This window comes from Nocardia sp. NPDC003345 (assembly GCF_053589395.1).
Genome location: NZ_JBSFRU010000015.1, coordinates 23,755 through 40,632, shown reverse-complemented (window position 1 = coordinate 40,632; position 16,878 = coordinate 23,755). Strand labels below are relative to the sequence as shown.

The 16,878-nt window shown below is 70.4% G+C and carries 18 protein-coding genes; 6 read left to right on the top strand and 12 right to left on the bottom strand.

Annotated elements, in window-relative coordinates; translation table 11 throughout:
• Positions 1-597 (bottom strand): MFS transporter (locus ACWDU1_RS03635; protein WP_449995643.1); only part of this gene is annotated, 597 nt, incomplete at its 3' end.
• A gap of 143 nt (positions 598-740) precedes the next feature.
• Between ACWDU1_RS03635 and ACWDU1_RS03630 the strand changes: the two genes are divergently transcribed.
• A complete protein-coding gene (locus ACWDU1_RS03630; protein ID WP_449995641.1) occupies positions 741-1,631 on the top strand; it encodes a hypothetical protein in 891 nt (296 codons plus the stop codon).
• Positions 1,632-1,688: 57 nt separating this feature from the next.
• On the opposite strand, the gene ACWDU1_RS03625 is transcribed toward ACWDU1_RS03630, so the two are convergent.
• From ACWDU1_RS03625 to ACWDU1_RS03600, 6 genes are all read right to left on the bottom strand, one after another.
• Positions 1,689-2,972 carry an MFS transporter gene (locus ACWDU1_RS03625; RefSeq protein ID WP_449995639.1) on the bottom strand — a complete coding sequence of 428 codons (1,284 nt, stop codon included), beginning with the start codon at positions 2,970-2,972 and terminating at the stop codon, positions 1,689-1,691.
• On the bottom strand, positions 2,972-4,102 hold the full coding sequence (locus tag ACWDU1_RS03620; RefSeq protein ID WP_449995637.1) for a PLP-dependent cysteine synthase family protein: 1,131 nt from the start codon (positions 4,100-4,102) through the stop codon (positions 2,972-2,974). Before ACWDU1_RS03620 ends, ACWDU1_RS03625 begins: the two co-directional genes overlap by 1 nt.
• 101 nt (positions 4,103-4,203) lie before the next feature.
• Entirely contained in the window at positions 4,204-4,632 is a 429-nt protein-coding gene (lpqS, locus tag ACWDU1_RS03615; protein ID WP_449995636.1) for a putative copper homeostasis (lipo)protein LpqS, read from the bottom strand.
• Positions 4,633-4,801: 169 nt separating this feature from the next.
• Complete coding sequence (locus ACWDU1_RS03610; protein WP_449995635.1) at positions 4,802-5,833, bottom strand: hypothetical protein; 1,032 nt, start codon at positions 5,831-5,833, stop codon at positions 4,802-4,804.
• A gap of 47 nt (positions 5,834-5,880) precedes the next feature.
• Positions 5,881-6,330, bottom strand: a complete 450-nt coding sequence (locus tag ACWDU1_RS03605) for a VOC family protein (RefSeq protein ID WP_449995633.1) — start codon at positions 6,328-6,330, stop codon at positions 5,881-5,883.
• Positions 6,331-6,350: 20 nt separating this feature from the next.
• On the bottom strand, positions 6,351-7,577 hold the full coding sequence (locus ACWDU1_RS03600; protein ID WP_449995631.1) for an FAD-dependent monooxygenase: 1,227 nt from the start codon (positions 7,575-7,577) through the stop codon (positions 6,351-6,353).
• Between the two features lie 226 nt (positions 7,578-7,803).
• Here ACWDU1_RS03600 and ACWDU1_RS03595 point away from each other — a divergent pair, with 226 nt between their 5' ends.
• The gene (locus ACWDU1_RS03595; RefSeq protein ID WP_449995629.1) at positions 7,804-8,778 is read left to right on the top strand and encodes a TetR/AcrR family transcriptional regulator C-terminal domain-containing protein; all 975 of its coding nucleotides are present in this window, start codon (positions 7,804-7,806) and stop codon (positions 8,776-8,778) included.
• Between the two features lie 8 nt (positions 8,779-8,786).
• On the opposite strand, the gene ACWDU1_RS03590 is transcribed toward ACWDU1_RS03595, so the two are convergent.
• From ACWDU1_RS03590 to ACWDU1_RS03580, 3 genes are read right to left on the bottom strand one after another with little or no spacing between them, the layout of a single operon-like run.
• Entirely contained in the window at positions 8,787-9,551 is a 765-nt protein-coding gene (locus ACWDU1_RS03590; RefSeq protein WP_449995628.1) for an SDR family oxidoreductase, read from the bottom strand.
• On the bottom strand, positions 9,548-10,462 hold the full coding sequence (locus ACWDU1_RS03585; protein ID WP_449995626.1) for a helix-turn-helix transcriptional regulator: 915 nt from the start codon (positions 10,460-10,462) through the stop codon (positions 9,548-9,550). The genes ACWDU1_RS03590 and ACWDU1_RS03585 overlap by 4 nt, the downstream gene beginning before the upstream one ends.
• Before the next feature lie 36 nt (positions 10,463-10,498).
• A complete protein-coding gene (locus ACWDU1_RS03580) occupies positions 10,499-11,113 on the bottom strand; it encodes a maleylpyruvate isomerase family mycothiol-dependent enzyme (RefSeq protein WP_449995624.1) in 615 nt (204 codons plus the stop codon).
• 71 nt (positions 11,114-11,184) lie between these two features.
• Between ACWDU1_RS03580 and ACWDU1_RS03575 the strand changes: the two genes are divergently transcribed.
• Positions 11,185-12,114, top strand: a complete 930-nt coding sequence (locus ACWDU1_RS03575) for a MerR family transcriptional regulator (protein ID WP_449995622.1) — start codon at positions 11,185-11,187, stop codon at positions 12,112-12,114.
• A gap of 122 nt (positions 12,115-12,236) precedes the next feature.
• Entirely contained in the window at positions 12,237-12,704 is a 468-nt protein-coding gene (locus tag ACWDU1_RS03570; RefSeq protein ID WP_449995620.1) for a hypothetical protein, read from the top strand.
• A 15-nt stretch (positions 12,705-12,719) separates the two neighbouring features.
• Here the strand turns inward: ACWDU1_RS03570 and ACWDU1_RS03565 are convergent, their stop codons facing one another.
• Positions 12,720-13,406: a TetR/AcrR family transcriptional regulator gene (locus tag ACWDU1_RS03565; protein WP_449995618.1), complete on the bottom strand. Its 687-nt coding sequence runs from the start codon at positions 13,404-13,406 to the stop codon at positions 12,720-12,722.
• 133 nt (positions 13,407-13,539) lie between these two features.
• Here ACWDU1_RS03565 and ACWDU1_RS03560 point away from each other — a divergent pair, with 133 nt between their 5' ends.
• A complete protein-coding gene (locus ACWDU1_RS03560) occupies positions 13,540-15,036 on the top strand; it encodes an MFS transporter (RefSeq protein ID WP_449995616.1) in 1,497 nt (498 codons plus the stop codon).
• 244 nt (positions 15,037-15,280) lie between these two features.
• Positions 15,281-16,765 carry a metallophosphoesterase gene (locus tag ACWDU1_RS03555; RefSeq protein ID WP_449995614.1) on the top strand — a complete coding sequence of 495 codons (1,485 nt, stop codon included), beginning with the start codon at positions 15,281-15,283 and terminating at the stop codon, positions 16,763-16,765.
• On the opposite strand, the gene ACWDU1_RS03550 is transcribed toward ACWDU1_RS03555, so the two are convergent.
• Positions 16,762-16,875 carry a hypothetical protein gene (locus ACWDU1_RS03550; RefSeq protein ID WP_449995647.1) on the bottom strand — a complete coding sequence of 38 codons (114 nt, stop codon included), beginning with the start codon at positions 16,873-16,875 and terminating at the stop codon, positions 16,762-16,764. The genes ACWDU1_RS03555 and ACWDU1_RS03550 overlap by 4 nt on opposite strands.
• Positions 16,876-16,878: the final 3 nt, after the last annotated feature.

The window sequence follows — 16,878 nt, the reverse complement described above, 5'->3', positions numbered from 1 at the left end:
ACCAGGGCGGGCGGGTGCGGCGGGCATCAGGGCCGGGACCGCGATCAGGGCCAGCAGGGCGATCGGCACGTTGATGTAGAACACCCACGGCCAGCTGATGTATTCGGTGATGACGCCGCCGAGGAACACCCCGGCGGTACCGCCGGCCGGGGCGGCCGCGCCGTAGACCGCGAGGGCCTTGGTCAGTTCCGCGGGTGATGCGCCGAACAGCATCATCAGCAGGGTGAGCGCCGACGGTGCGATGAGTGCCGCGCCGCCACCCTGGATCGCGCGTCCGGCCAGTTCGACCGCGTTATCGCCGGCGGCGCCCGCGACGACCGAGCCCACCAGCAGCACGATCCAGCCCGCCGCGAACACCTTGCGCGCGCCGAGTAGATCCGACAGTCGCCCGCCCAGCAGGAGCAGACCGCCGAAGGCGATGACGTAGGCGTTGAAGACCCAGGACAGGTTCTCCTGGGAGAAACCCAGTTCGGCCTGCATCTCGGGGAGGGCGATGCCGATGATCGAGGTGTCCATGATGACCATGAACTGTGCGGCGGCGATCACCGCGAGCGCCCACCACCGCCTCGAGGTGGTGGGTGATGTCTGTGTACTCATGACGACTTCCGTTCTTCCGGGCCGGAGTACCGGCGGAAGACAGATATACCCCTAGGGGGTATAAATGTCCAGTGTTGCCATATACCCATGGGGGGTATATGTTCATTTGCGTAACCGCCGGTCAGGAGAACAGGGAGAGCATGATGAACGCCTCGAATCACGCCACACACACCGCACATCACGGCCACGGCGGTCACGGTGCCGGAGCACCCGCCGTCGCACCGGTCACCCACGCCGGGCAGCACACCCATCACGACACGGCCGCCCAGCCGGGTCACGATGCGGGTGCCCACGCCGGTCACGGTGCGTCGTTACCGGGCGGGTTGCAGATCACCCAGGACGGTTACACGCTCGATCTGCTGACCCCCGTGGTGGAGCCGGGGGAGATCGACTTCCGGTTCCGGATTCTCGGTCCGGATGGGGAGCCGGTCACCGACTACACCCCGATCCACGACCGCGAACTCCATCTGATCGTCGTCCGGCGCGAGCTGACCGGCTTCTGGCATGTCCATCCCCGGCGCGCGGACGACGGCACCTGGTCGGTGCGGCTGAATCTGCCGGACGCCGGCGCCTACCGGGTGTTCACCGATATCGCGCCCCGCGCCCTGGGCCGCACCCTCACCCTCGGCGCCGACCTCGCGGTCCCCGGCCGCTACGCCCCGCTGCCGGTACCCACGCCGGCACGTACCGTCGAGACCGGCGGCTACGAAGTGGAATTGCGCGGTGACCTGCTCACGGGAGCCGGTGACCTGCTGACTCTGACCGTGCGCCGCGACGGCGCGGCCGTCACCGATCTCGAGCCCTATCTCGCCGCCTACGGACACCTGGTGGTGATCCGCGCCGGGGATCTGGCCTATATCCACGTCCACCCCACCGGGGAGCCCGGAGACGGCGTGACCGCACCCGGTCCCGAGATCGCCTTCCACACCGCGGTACCCGGACCGGGGATCTACCGGCTGTTCCTCGATTTCCGGCACGAGGGCGTGGTGCAGACCGCAGCCTTCACCCTGCGGGCCGAGGCGCCGCGGCACTGAAGGACGAGCACCGCGCCCGGCTGTTGCTGCGACGGCCGGGCGCGATGCTGCCGGGAGTCAGGTGCCCGCGGTCCGGACCTCGCCCGTGACCTCCGTACCCGTCACAGCGCCGGGACTCGCCGGATCCGGATGGCGGTCGAGGCGGGCCAGAGCGGCGGTGGTGGCGGCGCCGACTACGACCAGCCCCGCCCATACCGCCCATTCGGCTCCCGCCTCCCGGGCCGCACCGAAAATCGCCCCGGTGGCGAGGTTCCCGGCGAGGATTCCGATACCGACGACCGTGTTGTAGAAGCCGTAATGCGTGGCGACCAGGCGTCCTTCGGCGAGAGTGACCACCGTATCCATCTCGAACGGGAACACGGCGGCGGTGCCGACGGCCAGAATCGCGGCGCACAGCAGTAGCGCGGTCACCGCGGCCACCGGCCCGAACACCTCCGGCCCCGGGATCAGCGCCATCGGCAGGAACGCCGCGGTGAGCACGGCCATCCCGATCACCAGGGTGCGGCCGCGGCCGAAACGGGACCGGAACCACGCGGTGATCCGCATCTGACCCGCGATCGCGATCACCGCGGAGACCACGAATATCCCGGATATCAACAGTTGCGCGTGCTCCGGCGCGAGGATCCCGGCCTGCAGCGGAAGCGCCAGATACACCTGGAACGACAGCACATACGACCCGGTCATCGCGACCGCGAACGCGACGAAGCGCCGGTTGGCGAGTAAAGCGCCCCACTGCTTCAGCACCGGGCCCCGCTCATCTCCGGTGTGCTCACGGCGCGCCGGCAGCGCGAACAACTGGGCCACCGTCAGTACCGCGAAGACCGCCGCGGCGACCGCCGCGGTGGTGCGGAAGTCCAGCAGCATCAATCCCATACCCACGAGCGGGCCGGCCAGAATGCCCGCCTGGTAGAAGATATTGAACAGCGCGAACGCCTGCACCCGGCGCGGCCCGGCCGCCGCGGCGAGATACGCGCGGACGGCCGGATTGAACAACGCCCCCGCGAATCCCGTGGCCGCCGAGGCGATCAGCAGGGCGGGCAGGTCCGTCGCGAACACCAGAAGCGCGAACCCGGCGGTCCGGAAGAGACATCCGGCGACGATGAGCGGTTTGTAGCCGAACCTGTCGGCCAGGGTCCCACCCACCAGGAACATGCCCTGCTGCGAGAAGTTGCGCACCCCCAGCACCAGACCGACCGCCCACGCAGCGAGCCCGAGCGGGCCGGCGAGGTGGCCGGCCAGATAGGGCATCAGCATGTAGAAGCCGAGATTGATACCGAACTGATTGATCATCAGCAGGCGGGCCGGAGTGTCGAAACTGCGGAAATCGGCCGCGGCTCCCATCAGCGCTCCTCCGCTGTCGTGGCCGCACCGGCGGCCCGGGGATCGCGTACGTCCCGGCATCGCGTCCAGAATCGCACCGGGCCCTCGGCCGGCGCCGAAACGGTCGCCGGGCCCGGCGGCGCCTCGGTACGCAGCAGATCGTGCGCGCGGCAGTAGTCGTCGTTGTAGACGGTGTCGAAATAGCGCTGCGGCCCGTCCGGGAACACCGCCGCGATGCGGGCACCCGGCGGGTGCGTCCGGGCGGCCCAGCCCGCGACCAGCGCTACCGCGCCGACGCTCCAGCCGCCGCTGACGTGATAGGTCCTGGCCAGCGCGCGGGCCGACCAGACCGCCTCGTCGGGGGCCACCCAGTGGACTTCGTCGAAGGCGTCGTAATCGACGTTGGCGGGATGGATACTCGAACCCAGTCCGCGCATCAGGCGGGGTCCGGCCGGCAATCCGAAGATCGTGGAATCCACGGTATCGACGCCGATCAGCGCCATGCCCGGATGGAACCGGCGCAGTACCCGGGCGACCCCGGCGGAATGGCCGCCGGTGCCGACCGCGCACACCAGCACATCGACCCTGCCGAGCTGTTCGAGCAACTCCAGCGCCAGCGGCTCGTAGCCCGCGATGTTGTCGGGGTTGGAGTACTGGTCCGGACACCACGCCGCCGGGTCGGCGGCGAGTAGTTCCGTCACCCGGTCGCGGCGGGCCTGCTGCCAGCCGCCGGCCCGATGGGGTTCGGTGACCGTGTCCACGGTGGCGCCGTAGGCGGCGAGCATCCGGGCCACGATCGGTTCCAGACCGGGATCGGTGACCACGGTGACCGGATGCCCGTAGGCCACCCCGGCCAGCGCCAGCCCCAGACCGAGTGTTCCGCTGGAGGACTCCACGATCCGGGCGCCGGGCGTGAGCTCGCCGCGCCGCCGGGCGCATTCGACCATGTGCAGGGCGGGCCGGTCCTTCATCCCGCCGGGATTGAACCCTTCCAGTTTCGCCCAGAAGCCCCGCGGTGCCGTGGCCGGCGGGCCCGACACCCACAGCACCGGTGTGTTGCCGACCAGCGAATCCGGGGTGAGCGCGGCGCCGGGCGCCGCGACGGCGCGGGCTCCGGCCTCGTCCCATTCGGGCAGCACGATATTGTCCATCGACCTGTGGTCGCTTTCTTGTATCGGGCACGGCTGTGCCCTCGACGGTGATTGATACGGTCACCGGCGCCCCGCTGCCGGGGCGGCCTGGCGCTGACCGATCAGCGTCGCGCGATACAGAACAGGGTGAGGATTCGCTGCCCGCCGAGCGCGGGCCGGGCCGTGGGCGGTCCGCGGGGGCGGCCGCCCGTGACGAGGGTCGCCGAGATCGCGGCGAGGGTTGTCGCCGCCAGGACGCCCGGCCCGAGGGAATCGAAAAGATCCCCGACCCGGTGCGGGAGAATCACCTGCGGGACACAGTGCACCGTATGGGTGGGGCAGTGCGAGTCGAAGGCGCCCGAAGCGTGCGTATGCCCGGTGGCGGTCACGCCGTTCACCGCGTGCTCCGGATGGGCGTGCGCGGCCGGGGCGAGCAGATCGCAGTGCAGTAGCGATACCGCGGTCAGCAGGACGATCAGGACTCCGAGTAGCCGGGGTGCGGACCGGAACCGGTGTGGTGCGGGACCGGGCTGCGTCGCGGTCGCGGTCACCGATGTCCCTTCCCTGGCCGGATATCGACGGTGCGGCGGCCGAAGCGCCGCTGCCGTCCTGATCTCGACCCAATCTAGCGCAACCGCACCGCCCGCCCGCCCCGGCAGCAGCCGGGCGCGCCGCTCGACCGGCGCGGGTGGTCGGCCCCGGCCGGCCGGGCGGGCGGTGTCATCCGCGACCGGAGACGGACTCCCGCAGCGCGTCCCGGCTACCGAGACGCCGGGTCAGCAGGACGAGCAACGCGATTTCCGCCGCGACGGTCAGCGCGCCGGTGACGACGGCGGTGGTGGAGGCCGCCATCATGAAAGCGGTATGGCCGGTGAGAATTCCGCCGATCAGCCAGACCTGTTGCCGCTCATCCCATTCCGGCGCCGCCCGCCACCGCAGCACCCGCCGCGCGAAGGCGATCGCCACCACCGGCGCGACGAGCAGCGGAATCCACAGCGGGAAACCGGATCCGTAGAGATTGTCGGGGCGCAGCCCCGGCGGGAGCAGTAGTGCCAGGAAGACCACGGTCACCACCGCCGCGGCGGCGCCGAGCGCGGCCGGTCGCGGCACGGTTGCCGCGGGGTGCGGCATCCGGAACGGCCGGCCGGGCAGATAGCGCAGCGCCGTGACCGCCAGTACCGCGATGGCGATGAGGAAGGCGACGGTCCATCCCCACGGGGCGCGGTAGCCGGGGTCCTCGGTGCCGGCCACGACGAGCCGTAACCCGAGCACGCCCAGCACCGCGAGAGCGCCGGTGCCCGCCAGGCCTCGTGCCCGCAGATACGGCCGGCCGCGCTGCCGGGGGAACAGCAGATCGGCCAGCGCGATCGGGATGAGCACACTGAACACCACGTGCACGCCGATCTGGGATACCCAGTAGGTCCAGTTCACGCCGAGGGCCCGCCACCCCCAATCGGCGGCGCCGTACATATCCGGGCTGGTCAGGGCCTGGAGGCCGAGGCCGTCCTCGGCCAGTTGGTAGGCCAGGCCCAGCAGTACCAGGCTCGGCCATCCGGCCCCGGCCCGGACGGCCGCCTCCCGGACCAGCAGCACTCCGGCCCCGTACATCACCATGAGCAGGGGCAGCAGCAGCCAGGTGAACGGGACCGCGACCGCCGTGAAGGTCAGCTCCGCGCACAGGGTGGTCAGTAGGGCCAGCGTCCACGCGGCCCGGAGCCGGCCCGGGCGATTCGGGATGCTGTCGTCGGTCATGGTGCTCCCTCCGGTCGTCGGTACGACACCGCGCGGATATCGCGGGCTCAGTGCCCGCGGGCGTCGGCAAGGCCCTGGATCTCGATCTTCGTCATGGCATGTATCGCGGTGAGGATTCGTTGCGCCGCATCCGGTTCCGCCTCCGCCAGCAGTTCGCCCATGGCCTTCGGTATCACCTGCCAGGTGATACCGAAACGGTCGGTCAGGGAGCCGCCCGGCCCCTCCTGCCCGCCCTCGGTCAGCCCGGCCCAGAGCGTGTCGACCTCATCCTGTGTTCCGCATTCGGCATACAGCGAGACGGCCGGGGTGAAGGCGAACCGGGGTCCGCCGTTGTAGGCGATGAAACGCTGTCCCGACAGTTCGAAGGTGACAGTGGTGACCGCGCCGTCCGGACCGTGATCGACGGTATGGATCGCGGAATCGGGGAACAACCCCGTGTAGTGGGCGGCGGCCTCCTCGGCGCGGCCGTCGAACCACAGGAACGTGCTGACAGGCATTTCGGAACTCCTCGGTCGGGTCAGTGGGTGAGGGCGGGGTAGTCGCCGAGGCGGACGGTGGTGGACAGTTCGTCCATACCGCGGCCGACGAGGCGTTTCGGCAGATACGGCAGCAGCCGCACCGAGCCGTTGCGCAGCCAGAGCTGGGCCCGGTTGGCGGGCATCAGGCCGCCGTCACCGGCTCCGCGCGCGAATTCCTGCGCGCGATCGGCGAATTCGCGCATGGTCCGCTCGTAGGCCGGGTAGGCGATCCGGTGATCGCCGTCGGCGGCGGCGAGTTCGCCGGCCATGAGGTAGGCGCCCACCAGCGCGAGACTGGTGCCTATACCCGACATCGGGGAGGCACAGTAGGCGGCATCGCCGAGCAGTGCGGTCCGGCCACGTGACCAGGCGGGCATTTCGATCTGATGGACCCGGTCGAAGTAGAAGTCGGGTGTGTCCCGGATCCCGCGCAGCATGCCGGGTACCTCCCAGCCGTCACCGTCGAAGGCCCGCACCACGATCCGCTTCTGCGCGTCGAGGTCACCGCGGTCGAAGGACCGCGGCGCCGAGCGCAGGAAGAAGCCCGCGGCGGCGGTTCCCGGTTCGGGGTGCGGCCGCAGCGCGGCGGTCCGGCCGGGGCGGCCGCCGCCCGCGGGCATGGTGTACATCAGCTGCCAGCCGTCGAGATCCACGGTCGCCGGAATGGTGAACATGCAGATGTAGGAGCCCAGATCGCGGATGTAGCGCTCGTCGGTGCCGAACATCAGGCGACGTACGGTGGAACGGACGCCGTCCGCGCCGATCAGCAGATCGAACTGCCGCGCCGGCGCGTGCGCGAATTCCACTCGTACCCCGGCGTCGTGCTGGTCGACCGCGGTGATCGAATCGCCGAAGAGATATTCGATATCGGCACGCGTGCGCTCGTACAGGATCGAGGCGAGATCGGTGCGCAGCAGTGCCATTTCCGCGACGGGTCCACCCGAATCGCCGTAGACCTCGGTGCTCATGGTCGCGACCTTCTTACCGGTGCGGTCCACGAACGCCATTCCGCGGGCGCCGGTGTGGGCACGCAGCACATCCTCGACGATGCCCATCCGCTCGGTGACCCGGCGGGCGGTCCCGCGGATATCGACGGCGTGACCGCCGCTGCGCGGTTCGGGGGCCCGTTCCACCACGGTCGGGTGGAACCCGTATCGGTGTAGCCAGTACGCGAGGGTGGGTCCGGCGATTCCGGCGCCGGAGATCAGGATGTTCCGGCCGTTCATAGGGCGCTCCTGGGGTGTCGTCGAATCGGCGGCGTCGCGGTCACGGTCGGGCCGGCGGATCCGCCGAACTCCGGGCCGCGGAAATGCGTACGCTGTATCGGTACGGTTCGACGGTAACCCAATATCGTTGCCATATGCGATGTAGAGATCGAATTGGTGTACTGGTCCACCGGGCTGGTGTTCTAGTACACTTCGCCCGGAAACCCAGCGCTGAAGTGGAGGAACCATGGCGAGGACCCCGCGTCCGGAAGCGCCCTATCTGGTGATCGCCGGGGAGATCCGCGACCGGATCCGCGACGGCCGGCTACAGCCGGGCGACCGGGTGCCCTCCATCCGGCAGATCGCCGGCCGCTGGGAGGTCGCGATCGCGACCGCTACCCGGGTGATGGCGACCCTGCGGGATGAGGGTCTGGTGGAGACGCGCGTCGGGGCGGGGACGGTGGTGCGCGCGTCAGGCGCCCGCCGTCGCACCGCCGGGCCGGGCCGGGATCGGCCGCCCACGCGACGCGAAGCCGAGACCGCCGATCGCGATTCCCAGCGCAAACGCCTGTTGCGCAGCGCTATCGCGATCGCCGACACCGAAGGCCTCGAGGCGGTATCGATGCGGCGGCTGGCGGCCGAACTCGGCGCCGGGCCGATGTCGCTGTACCGGTATGTGGCGAACAAGGACGAGCTGCTCACCGAGATGGCCGACGAGGTGTTCGCCGAACTCGACCTGCCCGCGCCGGGTGGGCGGGAATGGCGCGCCGATCTGGAGCTCGCCGCATACGAGCAGTGGCGGCTGTGCCGGCGGCATCTGTGGCTGCCGCGGCTCATCTCGTTCACCCGGCCCCTGCTCGCGCCCAATATGATGGCCCAGACCGAATGGGTCCTCGCCGCGCTGGACGGCCTCGGCCTGCCCCTGCCGGTACGGATGCACGAGGCGCTCACCCTGCACGCGCTGGTCGTCACGCTGACCATGTCGATCGCCGAGGAAACCGAGGCCGAGCAGGACACCGGGGTCCCGCTGGCCGGATGGCACGCGGCGCAGCGGGGCAGGGCACGCGATCTGCTCGCCGGCGGTGAGTTCCCACTGCTGGCGGCTCTGTCCGACGACGCGCCGCCGGATCTGGAATCCCTCTTCGAGTACGGTCTCGCCCGCCATCTGGACGGGTTCGCAGTCTTCGTGGCGGACCGGTCGCGCCGTACCGGGCAGGGCTGAGCGCCGGGCTACACCATGGCGGCCGGTGCGACGGTGATCAGCCCACCGTCGACCAGCAGATCCTGTCCGTTGATATAGGACGCCTCCGCCGACCCCAGGAACGCCACCGCGGCTGCCACCTCCTCGGGACGGCCGACCCTTCCCGCCGCCACCGTGGTGGCGACCGCCGAGGTGATCCCGGCGGACGCCTCGGCCCGGAAGGCCGGAGTGTCGATATAGCCGGGGCTCACGGAATTGACCCGGATCCGCCGCTCGACGAGATCGGCGGCCAGGGTCCGGGCCAGGCTCTGCGCGGCGGCCTTGGTGGCGGTGTAGAGGGCGGCGCCGGGTGCGCCGCGGTGCGGGGCGAACGAAGCGTTGATCACGATTGTGGCGCCTGGCCGCAGCAGGGGCAAGGTCTTCTGGACGGTGAAGAAGACCGCCTTGAGGTTGCTGTCGACCACGCGGTAGAACTCGGCCTCGGTCACCGCCGCGACCGGCCCGAACGCGCCGATACCGGCGTTCGCGAATACCAGGTCCAACGATCCGAAGCGGTCGGTGATGGTGGTGGCCAGCGCGTCCAGTTCGGTGAGATCGCCCGCGTCGCCGGCTATTCCGGTGGCCCGGCCGCCGAGTTCGGCCACCGCGGTGTCCAGCCGCGCCCGGTCACGTCCCGTGACGATCACCTCGGCGCCCTCGGCGAGGAGCCGGTGCGCGGTCGCCAGACCCATACCGCTGGAACCTCCGGTGACGAGTGCGATCCGGCCGTCGTATCGAGAAGCTTTGGATGTCATGGACTCAGCGTGCGCGCGGCCGGAGTGGGCGAACAGTGCGTATTCATCGTGGGTGTGCCACCACCAGGATGCGATCGGTGGGCGGGAACCACGGGCCGCAACCGGTCCAGCCGCTCGGCGGTGGGCGTGCCGGGCCGGGGGTTGTACAGCACCAGCTGCCATTCGGCGCGGTCCGCGACGGTCAGCGTCGTCACGTCGAAGAACAACGCTCCGGCCTGCGGATGGCGCAGCGCGTTCACCGCCTGAACCGGGACCCCGGCGTCCTGCCGGGCCCAGAGGCCGGCGAACTCCGGGCTCACGGCGTCGAGGCGGCCGGTCACCCGGGCGAGCTCGGGATCGCCGGGACAGAGGGCGGCACTCGCCCGGAAGGCGGCGACCACCGCGGGCGCGTTCGCCGCCCACAGCTCGTCCATCGCCCGGTATCGGGGATTGGTGAAATAGGTGATCAGGCAGTTGTCGTCCCCGCCGTCGTAACCGAATACCGCCGCCGCGGTGTCGTTGAACGCCCGCACATTCCAGTACCGGTCGCGGAGGACGGCGGGGCCCGGCCAGGCGTCGACCAGCCGCCCCATCTCCGGCGGCACCGCCGCCCGCGGCGCGCAGTGCGGCGGGGGCGGATTGAGCCCGGCCAGCAGGTAGAGGTGGGCCCGTTCCGGTTCGCTGAGCATCAGCGTCCGGGCGACGGCGTCGAGGACGTCATCGGACACCGTGATATCGCGTCCCTGCTCCAGCCACGTGTACCAGGACACCCCCACGCCCGCGAGCACGGCGACCTCCTCCCGCCGCAATCCGGGTGTGCGCCGGCGGCCCGCCGCCGGGAGGCCCACATCTGCGGGCCGTAGCCGTGCCCGCCGGGTGCGCAGGAAATCACGGAGCAGTTCGCGCCGGCGCGGTGCGGTCTCGCTGGTCATAGCGACGACAACACCGGGCGGTGCGGGTAATTCCCGTCAGCTGTCCGAGGTGGCCGGCACGGGTTTGCGGCCGGTGATGATCAACAGCAGTTCCGCGATGGGTGCCCGCACCGGCGTCCCGCTTCCGGCCGACCACCGCGCATCGGTCGCGACCAGCCGGTGCCCGGCGAGATCACGCCGCGCGTGGAACGGCCACCCCATCTCCCAGACCCGTTCGGCCGACCACACCGCGGCCTGCTCCGGGATCTCCCGGCGCAGGCCGAGGGGGACCGCGATGTCCTGACCGTGGACCACCAGATCCATCAGCCGGTCGGTCGCCGTGGTCGCGACGGGCCGGTGCCGGGTGGGGACCAGCGCGCGGAGTTCGTCGAGCAGGGCTTCCGGTGTGCTGTTGCCGGCGTACCGGATGGCGGTCTCGAAGTTCATCCGCGCGACGCTGCCGCGTGCCCGGACCAGCTGGAGGAGCAGCCATCCGAGCCGCGCCCGGGAGGTCAGCAGGATATGGGCGACGATATCGCGGACCCGCCAGCCCGCGCACAGCGTCGGGTGGTCCCACTGCGCTTCCGGTAGGTCGGCCAGCAGATCCGCCAGGCTCCGGCGTTCGGCGGCCACGGCGGCCCAGACGAGTTCTTCGGTGTGATCGCTGCCCATTTCGGTACCTCCAGTGCTCGGATCGTCTCCGGTACCGTAGGAACTCCACCCGGGTGGAGGTTCCAGCAACTGTGACTCACCTCATATATCCGCGGGACGCGGTGACCATCGGAGAGGCATCGGTGCGCACCGGCGTCCCGGTGCGCACCATCCGGTTCTACTGCGACGAAGGCCTGCTCACCGCCGTCCGGACGTCCGGCGGGCATCGGGTGTTCGCACCGCCGGATCTCGACCGGTTGCGTTCGATCCGGCGGCTACGGGCCGTCGGCCTGGGGCTGACCGCGATCGCCGAGGTCCTCGCCGGAGAACGGACGGCCGGTGCCGCGATCGCCGCGCAGCGGGCGGCGGTGGCGGCGGAACTCGGCGACCTCTCCTGGCGGCACGCGGTGCTGTCCGCGCTGGAGCAGGCCGACGGCGGAGACGACGCGCTGCGGAGTCTGGCCGCGGTGGCCGACCGGGCCGCGGTTCGCACCGCACTGGTGGATTTCTGGCGGACCCTGCTGTCCGTCATGCCCGCCCCGCTCTTCGACGAGTTCGCCGATATGGATATCCCACCGATTCCGGTCGCGCCGCGTCCGCGGCAGGTGCTCGCGTTCGCCGAGCTGGTCCGCCTCGTCCGGACCCCGGTACTGCGGCAGGTGGTGGCCCGGCAGCTCTGGGGTCCGGACGAGGAGTCCATCCGGGACAAGCGTGGTCTGCTCGCCGACCTGGCCCTCGCTCACCTCCCGGCCGCCGATCGGGTCGTGGCGGGTGACGCACCGCTGCCCGGCCCGGAACTCGACCTGTTCGTCGCCGCGCACGCCCGGGCACGCGGGCGCCGTGACACCGCGGCGTTCAGGCGGAAGCTGCTGTCCGGTTCGGCCGCCGGGCATCCCGCCACGGTCCGCTACTGGACGCTCACCGCCGAGGTTCTCGGCGGCCGGTGCACCACCGGCGCCGTTCAGGATTGGCTGGAAGCGGCCCTGCGCGATTCGGCCGGGCCGGTACCCGCGCGACGCTGATCCGGTGCGCCGCGTCCGCGCTCCCCGGCGCCGGCCGGGCCACATCGGTGCCGACCGCGCCGTGGTCACCTGATCCGGCCACCGGTTCCGGGAAACGGGATGCGCCGAGTACGCTGCGATCCGTGGGCGGGAGCAAACGTATCCGGTGGACTGTTCTGGCCGCGCTGTGCGCGGTGGCGACGTTGCCGGGATGTGCGAATACGGTATCGGGCAGCGCGATCGCCGCGGAGGATGCGGGCGCCGCCGCCGCGGAATCCCCGGAGCTCGCCGCGATCGCCGGTCGCTGGGTCGGGACGTATACGTGCGTGCAGGGTGATACCGGGCTGACTCTCACCATCGAATCCGGTGGGCGGGCCCAGTTCCGGTTCTATCCGGTGCGGTCGAATATGTCCGTCGACACCGGTACCTTCGAGATGCGGGTGTCCTTCCACGCCGGTCTGCCCCGGTTCGAGCAGGTCGCCTGGCTGGAACCCGCCGAGGGCTACTCGATGGTGGATCTGTCCGCGACAGGACTCGACGATCACACCATGAGCGGGACGGTACTCGCCCCCGGCTGCACCACCTTCACCGTGAACCGGGAACAGACCTAGCGATCCGGGCCGGCGTCAGCGGCGCCGGGTTCCGCCGCAGGGGGCCGATTTGGCGGTTTTGGCGCGGTCGACTTCGTCGTCGGTGAGGGCGCGAACCGGCAGGTCCCGGCGCGCGACACCGTCGGCGCGGATACCGTTCAGCGTGATCGTCATATAGCGGCGCCAGACATCGGGGTTGATCGGTTTGGCGAACTCGGCGAGACCGTCGACCATATGGATCAACGCGAAGAGGTCCGAGGCCTCGATATCGGGTTGCAGGACGCCCGCCTCCCGGGCCCGGGCGACAATCGCCGCGATGGCCGGTTTGATCCGGTCGCGGATGCCGTGGAACCGTTCGGTGTCCAGGTCCAGTTCGAGGATCACCTCGCCGAAGCCGCGATTGATCGCCATATGCCGGCAGGCGTATTCGACGAATTCGACGAGGGCCGGCCAGGGGTCGGGATTGGCCGCGGCGGCCTCGGCGGCGTCGGCGAAATCGCCGAGGCTCTGTTCGAAGACCTCGGTGATGAGCGCGTTCTTGTTGGCGAACCGGCGGTAGACCGTGCCCACGCCGACCCCCGCGTGGTCGGCGACATCGTCGAGCGTGATCTCGAGCCCGCGATCGGCGAACAGTTCCCGGGCGGCCTCGACGATGCGCTGCTGATTGCGTGCGGCGTCGGCGCGCAGCCGCCGCGGTGCGCGCAGGGTCGTGGCGTGTTTCACAGCCACATTCTAGCAACGCCGGGATTATGTGGAGGCCCATCCTCCGTTATTGTGATAGCGTTCATCAAAGCGGAGGTACTTCCTCCGGTTATCTGATCTTTCCTCCACTGACCACCTTCTTTCAAGGGGCGAGATGACTACCACCATCGAGCGCGGGCCCTCCGCGCAGGAAACACCGACAGGCAGACGCGGTTCCCACGCGCTGCGCTGGTGGGTGCTCGCCGTCCTCGGCGTCGCCCAGCTCATGGTCGTGCTCGACGCGACCGTCGTGAACATCGCGCTGCCGCAGGCGCAGCGCGATCTCGGTTTCGACGATGCGAGCCGGCAGTGGGTGATCACCGGATACGCCCTGGCCTTCGGCAGTCTGCTACTGCTCGGCGGCCGGCTCAGCGACCTGTTCGGCCGCCGCAACACCTTCATCATCGGCTTGATCGGATTCTCGGTCGCCTCCGCCGTCGGCGGTGCCGCCACCAATTTCGAGATGCTGGTCGGGGCCCGGGTCGGCCAGGGAGTCTTCGGCGCGCTGCTCGCGCCCGCGGCGCTGTCGCTGCTCACGGTGACCTTCACCGAACCCAAGGAACGGGCCAAGGCCTTCGGTATCTTCGGCGCGGTCGCCGGTACCGGCGGTGCGATCGGCCTGCTGCTCGGCGGTGCGCTCACCGAATGGGCGTCCTGGCGCTGGGTGATGTTCGTGAACCTGGTCTTCGCGGCCGTCGCGCTGGTCGGCGCGGTGCTGCTGCTGGCACGGCATGCCGGCGGCGCCCGGCCGAAACTCGATATCCCGGGTACGGCCGTGGTCACCGCCGCACTGTTCGCCATCGTCTACGGGTTCTCCCACGCCGAGAGCGAGGGCTGGGGCGATTCGGCCACCCTCGCGTTCCTGATCGGCGGCGCGGTCCTGCTGGGACTGTTCGTCTGGCTCGAGACCCGGGTGGCGCATCCGCTGCTGCCACTGCGGATCGTGCTCGACCGCACCCGCGGCGGCGCCTACCTGGCGGTGTTCGTCATGGGGATCGGCATGTTCGCCATATTCCTGTTCCTCACCTACTACATGCAGCTGACGCTGGGCTATTCGCCGATCATGACCGGTGTGGCGTTCCTGCCGATGGTGGCGGCGATGGTGGCCTCCTCCACCACCACGCCCTCGCTGCTGCTGCCGAGGTTCGGTCCCAAGGTGGTCGTGAGCGGCGGGTTCGTGATCGCCGCCGTCGGTATGGCCTGGCTCACCCGGATCGGTCTCGACACCGGATACGCCACGCATATCCTGCCCGGGCTGATCCTGCTGGGTCTGGGGCTGGGTGGCGCCATGTCGACCGCTTTCCAGAGCGCCACCGCCGGGGTCGGCCACGACGACGCGGGGGTCGCGTCCGCGATGATCAACACCAGCCAGCAGGTGGGTGGGTCGATCGGCACCGCGCTGCTGAGCACCATCGCGGCCTCGGCCGCCGGCGACTATCTCGCCGCCCGGACACCGGACCGGCTCACCGTCGCGCAGTCGGCCATCGAGAGCTACACCACCAGCTTCGCCTGGGCCACCGGCATCTTCGCCTTCGGCGCGGTGGTTCTCGGCTTCCTGCTGCCGAATACGCTCCCGGCTCCGGCCGAGGGCGAACCGGTTATCGCGCACTGAGCCCGTTCCGGACCGCCCGTCGCCGCGCCTGCGGCGGCGGGCGGTCCGCCTGTGCGGAGGGGAATTCCGCGCCCGCGCGCGGCCTCGGCGAATTCCCGGTGTACCCCCGGCGACGCGCCGGGTGGGGTGCGGTGGAAACCGCCGGTGAACCGTCCCTTTCGGCTCGATCGCCGTTCACCGAGTGGCACGATTGTGCCGATACTGTCGGATCCGTCGAGGCAACCGCGAAACCCCAGGGGTTGCGATGGGCCGATATCAGGCTTCACGCAGGACCGTACTCACCGCATTCGCCGCCGCGGCAGCCGCCGCCACACCCGCGGGTGGGTTCGCGCTACTCGCGCCCGCCGCCTTCCCGATGGTGGCTCGCGATCTGGAAATCGTCACCGTCAGCGACCAATCGGTGGCCGTGACCTGGACGACCGCCGCGCCCGACGCGATCGGGCGCTGGCGTCCGGTGGCCTCGGATACCGAACTCGCGCTCGGTCCGGCCGATTCCGCGAAACCGCTGCCGGTGCGGCACTACGACAGCACGCCCACCCCGTTCCACTATGTGGAGATCACCGGGCTCGAACCCGGCCGCCGATACCGGCTCGACGCCCGGTCGCGCGGTGTGCGGGCGGTCTCCGGGTCGCCACTGAGCTGGTGGAACGACGAATCCGCGACGGAGTTCCGCACCCTGGTACCACCTCCCGGCCGGCTGATGCGCACCCTCGCGCTGGCCAACGACCTGCATTTCGGTGAGGAGGTGAGCGGGCAGATCGTGCCCGGGTTGCCGACCGGGGTGCGGCAGGAGCCCGGTATGCCCGCGTATCCGGCGGTGCTGCTGGACGCACTGCTGGAAGATGTGCGCGAACCCGATCGTGGCGTCGAGCATCTGATCCTGGCGGGCGATCTCACCAACGACGGCACACCGGCCGAATGCCGTGCCCTGCGCCGCCGTTTGGACAGCTGGGGAGAATTCGGCCGGGATCTGCTGGTGTGCCGGGGAAACCACGACCGGCCGCGGGTCGGCGCCGACTGGGAGTCGGGAGCGCCGCTGGCGGGTTCCGGGCACCACGACTGCTGGGGACCTCGGTTCCTGCCCCGGCAGCGCCTGGTCGACCACGACCTCGGCGGGTTGCGGGTGATCGGCCTGGACACCACCCATCTCGACAGTGCCGGTGGCCATATCGAGGCCGAACAGCTGTCCCGCCTGCGCGGTCTGCTGCGCGACGACCCCGACCGTCCCACCCTGGTTTTCGGTCACCACCCCGTGACCCGCGAATCCGGTCGCAGCAATTTGGGCGGCCCCGGATTCGTCCTCGACCGCGACGACGCCGCTACCCTGCATCGGCTCTACCCGCGGGCGCCGGGGGTGTTCCTGCAGCACAGCGGCCACACCCACCGCAACCGGCGCACCCGGCCCGATACCGAGCTCGCGGTGGAATTCCTGGAGGTTTCCTCGATCAAGGAATATCCCGCGGGCTACGCCCTGCTGCGCCTCTACGAGGGCGGATACATGGTGACGTTCCATACCACCCGTAGCGCCGCCGCCCGGCGCTGGAGTGCGCGCACCCGCACCCAGCTGTTCGGGCTGCAGTCCCGGTACAGCCTGGGGTCGCTCGCCGACCGCAACCACGTGGTGCGCCGGGATCTGTCCGGGATCCAGCGCATACCCCGGCACCGCACGCGGGGCCGGTCGCCGCGGCAGCGCGGGTATCCGGAAATACGCGCGGTGAGCCGGCGTTAGCCGCGAACCGGTTCGGGTAGCGCGTATCCGCGGACCGCCAGGAGATCTCGTAGCAGATCGGGCCGGTTGGTGATGAGGCCGTCGACGCCGAGATCGAGCACGGCGGCCATGGT

Excerpts from the sequence above, each read along its gene's own strand:
- ACWDU1_RS03590 (WP_449995628.1), bottom strand. The coding sequence starts at position 9,551 with ATGACATCCAAAGCTTCTCGATACGACGGCCGGATCGCACTCGTCACC.
- ACWDU1_RS03550 (WP_449995647.1), bottom strand. The coding sequence starts at position 16,875 with ATGGCCGCCGTGCTCGATCTCGGCGTCGACGGCCTCATCACCAACCGG.
- ACWDU1_RS03610 (WP_449995635.1), bottom strand. The coding sequence starts at position 5,833 with ATGACCGACGACAGCATCCCGAATCGCCCGGGCCGGCTCCGGGCCGCG.
- ACWDU1_RS03555 (WP_449995614.1), top strand. The coding sequence starts at position 15,281 with ATGGGCCGATATCAGGCTTCACGCAGGACCGTACTCACCGCATTCGCC.
- ACWDU1_RS03605 (WP_449995633.1), bottom strand. The coding sequence starts at position 6,330 with ATGCCTGTCAGCACGTTCCTGTGGTTCGACGGCCGCGCCGAGGAGGCC.
- ACWDU1_RS03580 (WP_449995624.1), bottom strand. The coding sequence starts at position 11,113 with ATGGGCAGCGATCACACCGAAGAACTCGTCTGGGCCGCCGTGGCCGCC.
- ACWDU1_RS03630 (WP_449995641.1), top strand. The coding sequence starts at position 741 with ATGAACGCCTCGAATCACGCCACACACACCGCACATCACGGCCACGGC.
- ACWDU1_RS03620 (WP_449995637.1), bottom strand. The coding sequence starts at position 4,102 with ATGGACAATATCGTGCTGCCCGAATGGGACGAGGCCGGAGCCCGCGCC.
- ACWDU1_RS03625 (WP_449995639.1), bottom strand. The coding sequence starts at position 2,972 with ATGGGAGCCGCGGCCGATTTCCGCAGTTTCGACACTCCGGCCCGCCTG.
- ACWDU1_RS03595 (WP_449995629.1), top strand. The coding sequence starts at position 7,804 with ATGGCGAGGACCCCGCGTCCGGAAGCGCCCTATCTGGTGATCGCCGGG.
- ACWDU1_RS03600 (WP_449995631.1), bottom strand. The coding sequence starts at position 7,577 with ATGAACGGCCGGAACATCCTGATCTCCGGCGCCGGAATCGCCGGACCC.
- ACWDU1_RS03585 (WP_449995626.1), bottom strand. The coding sequence starts at position 10,462 with ATGACCAGCGAGACCGCACCGCGCCGGCGCGAACTGCTCCGTGATTTC.
- ACWDU1_RS03560 (WP_449995616.1), top strand. The coding sequence starts at position 13,540 with ATGACTACCACCATCGAGCGCGGGCCCTCCGCGCAGGAAACACCGACA.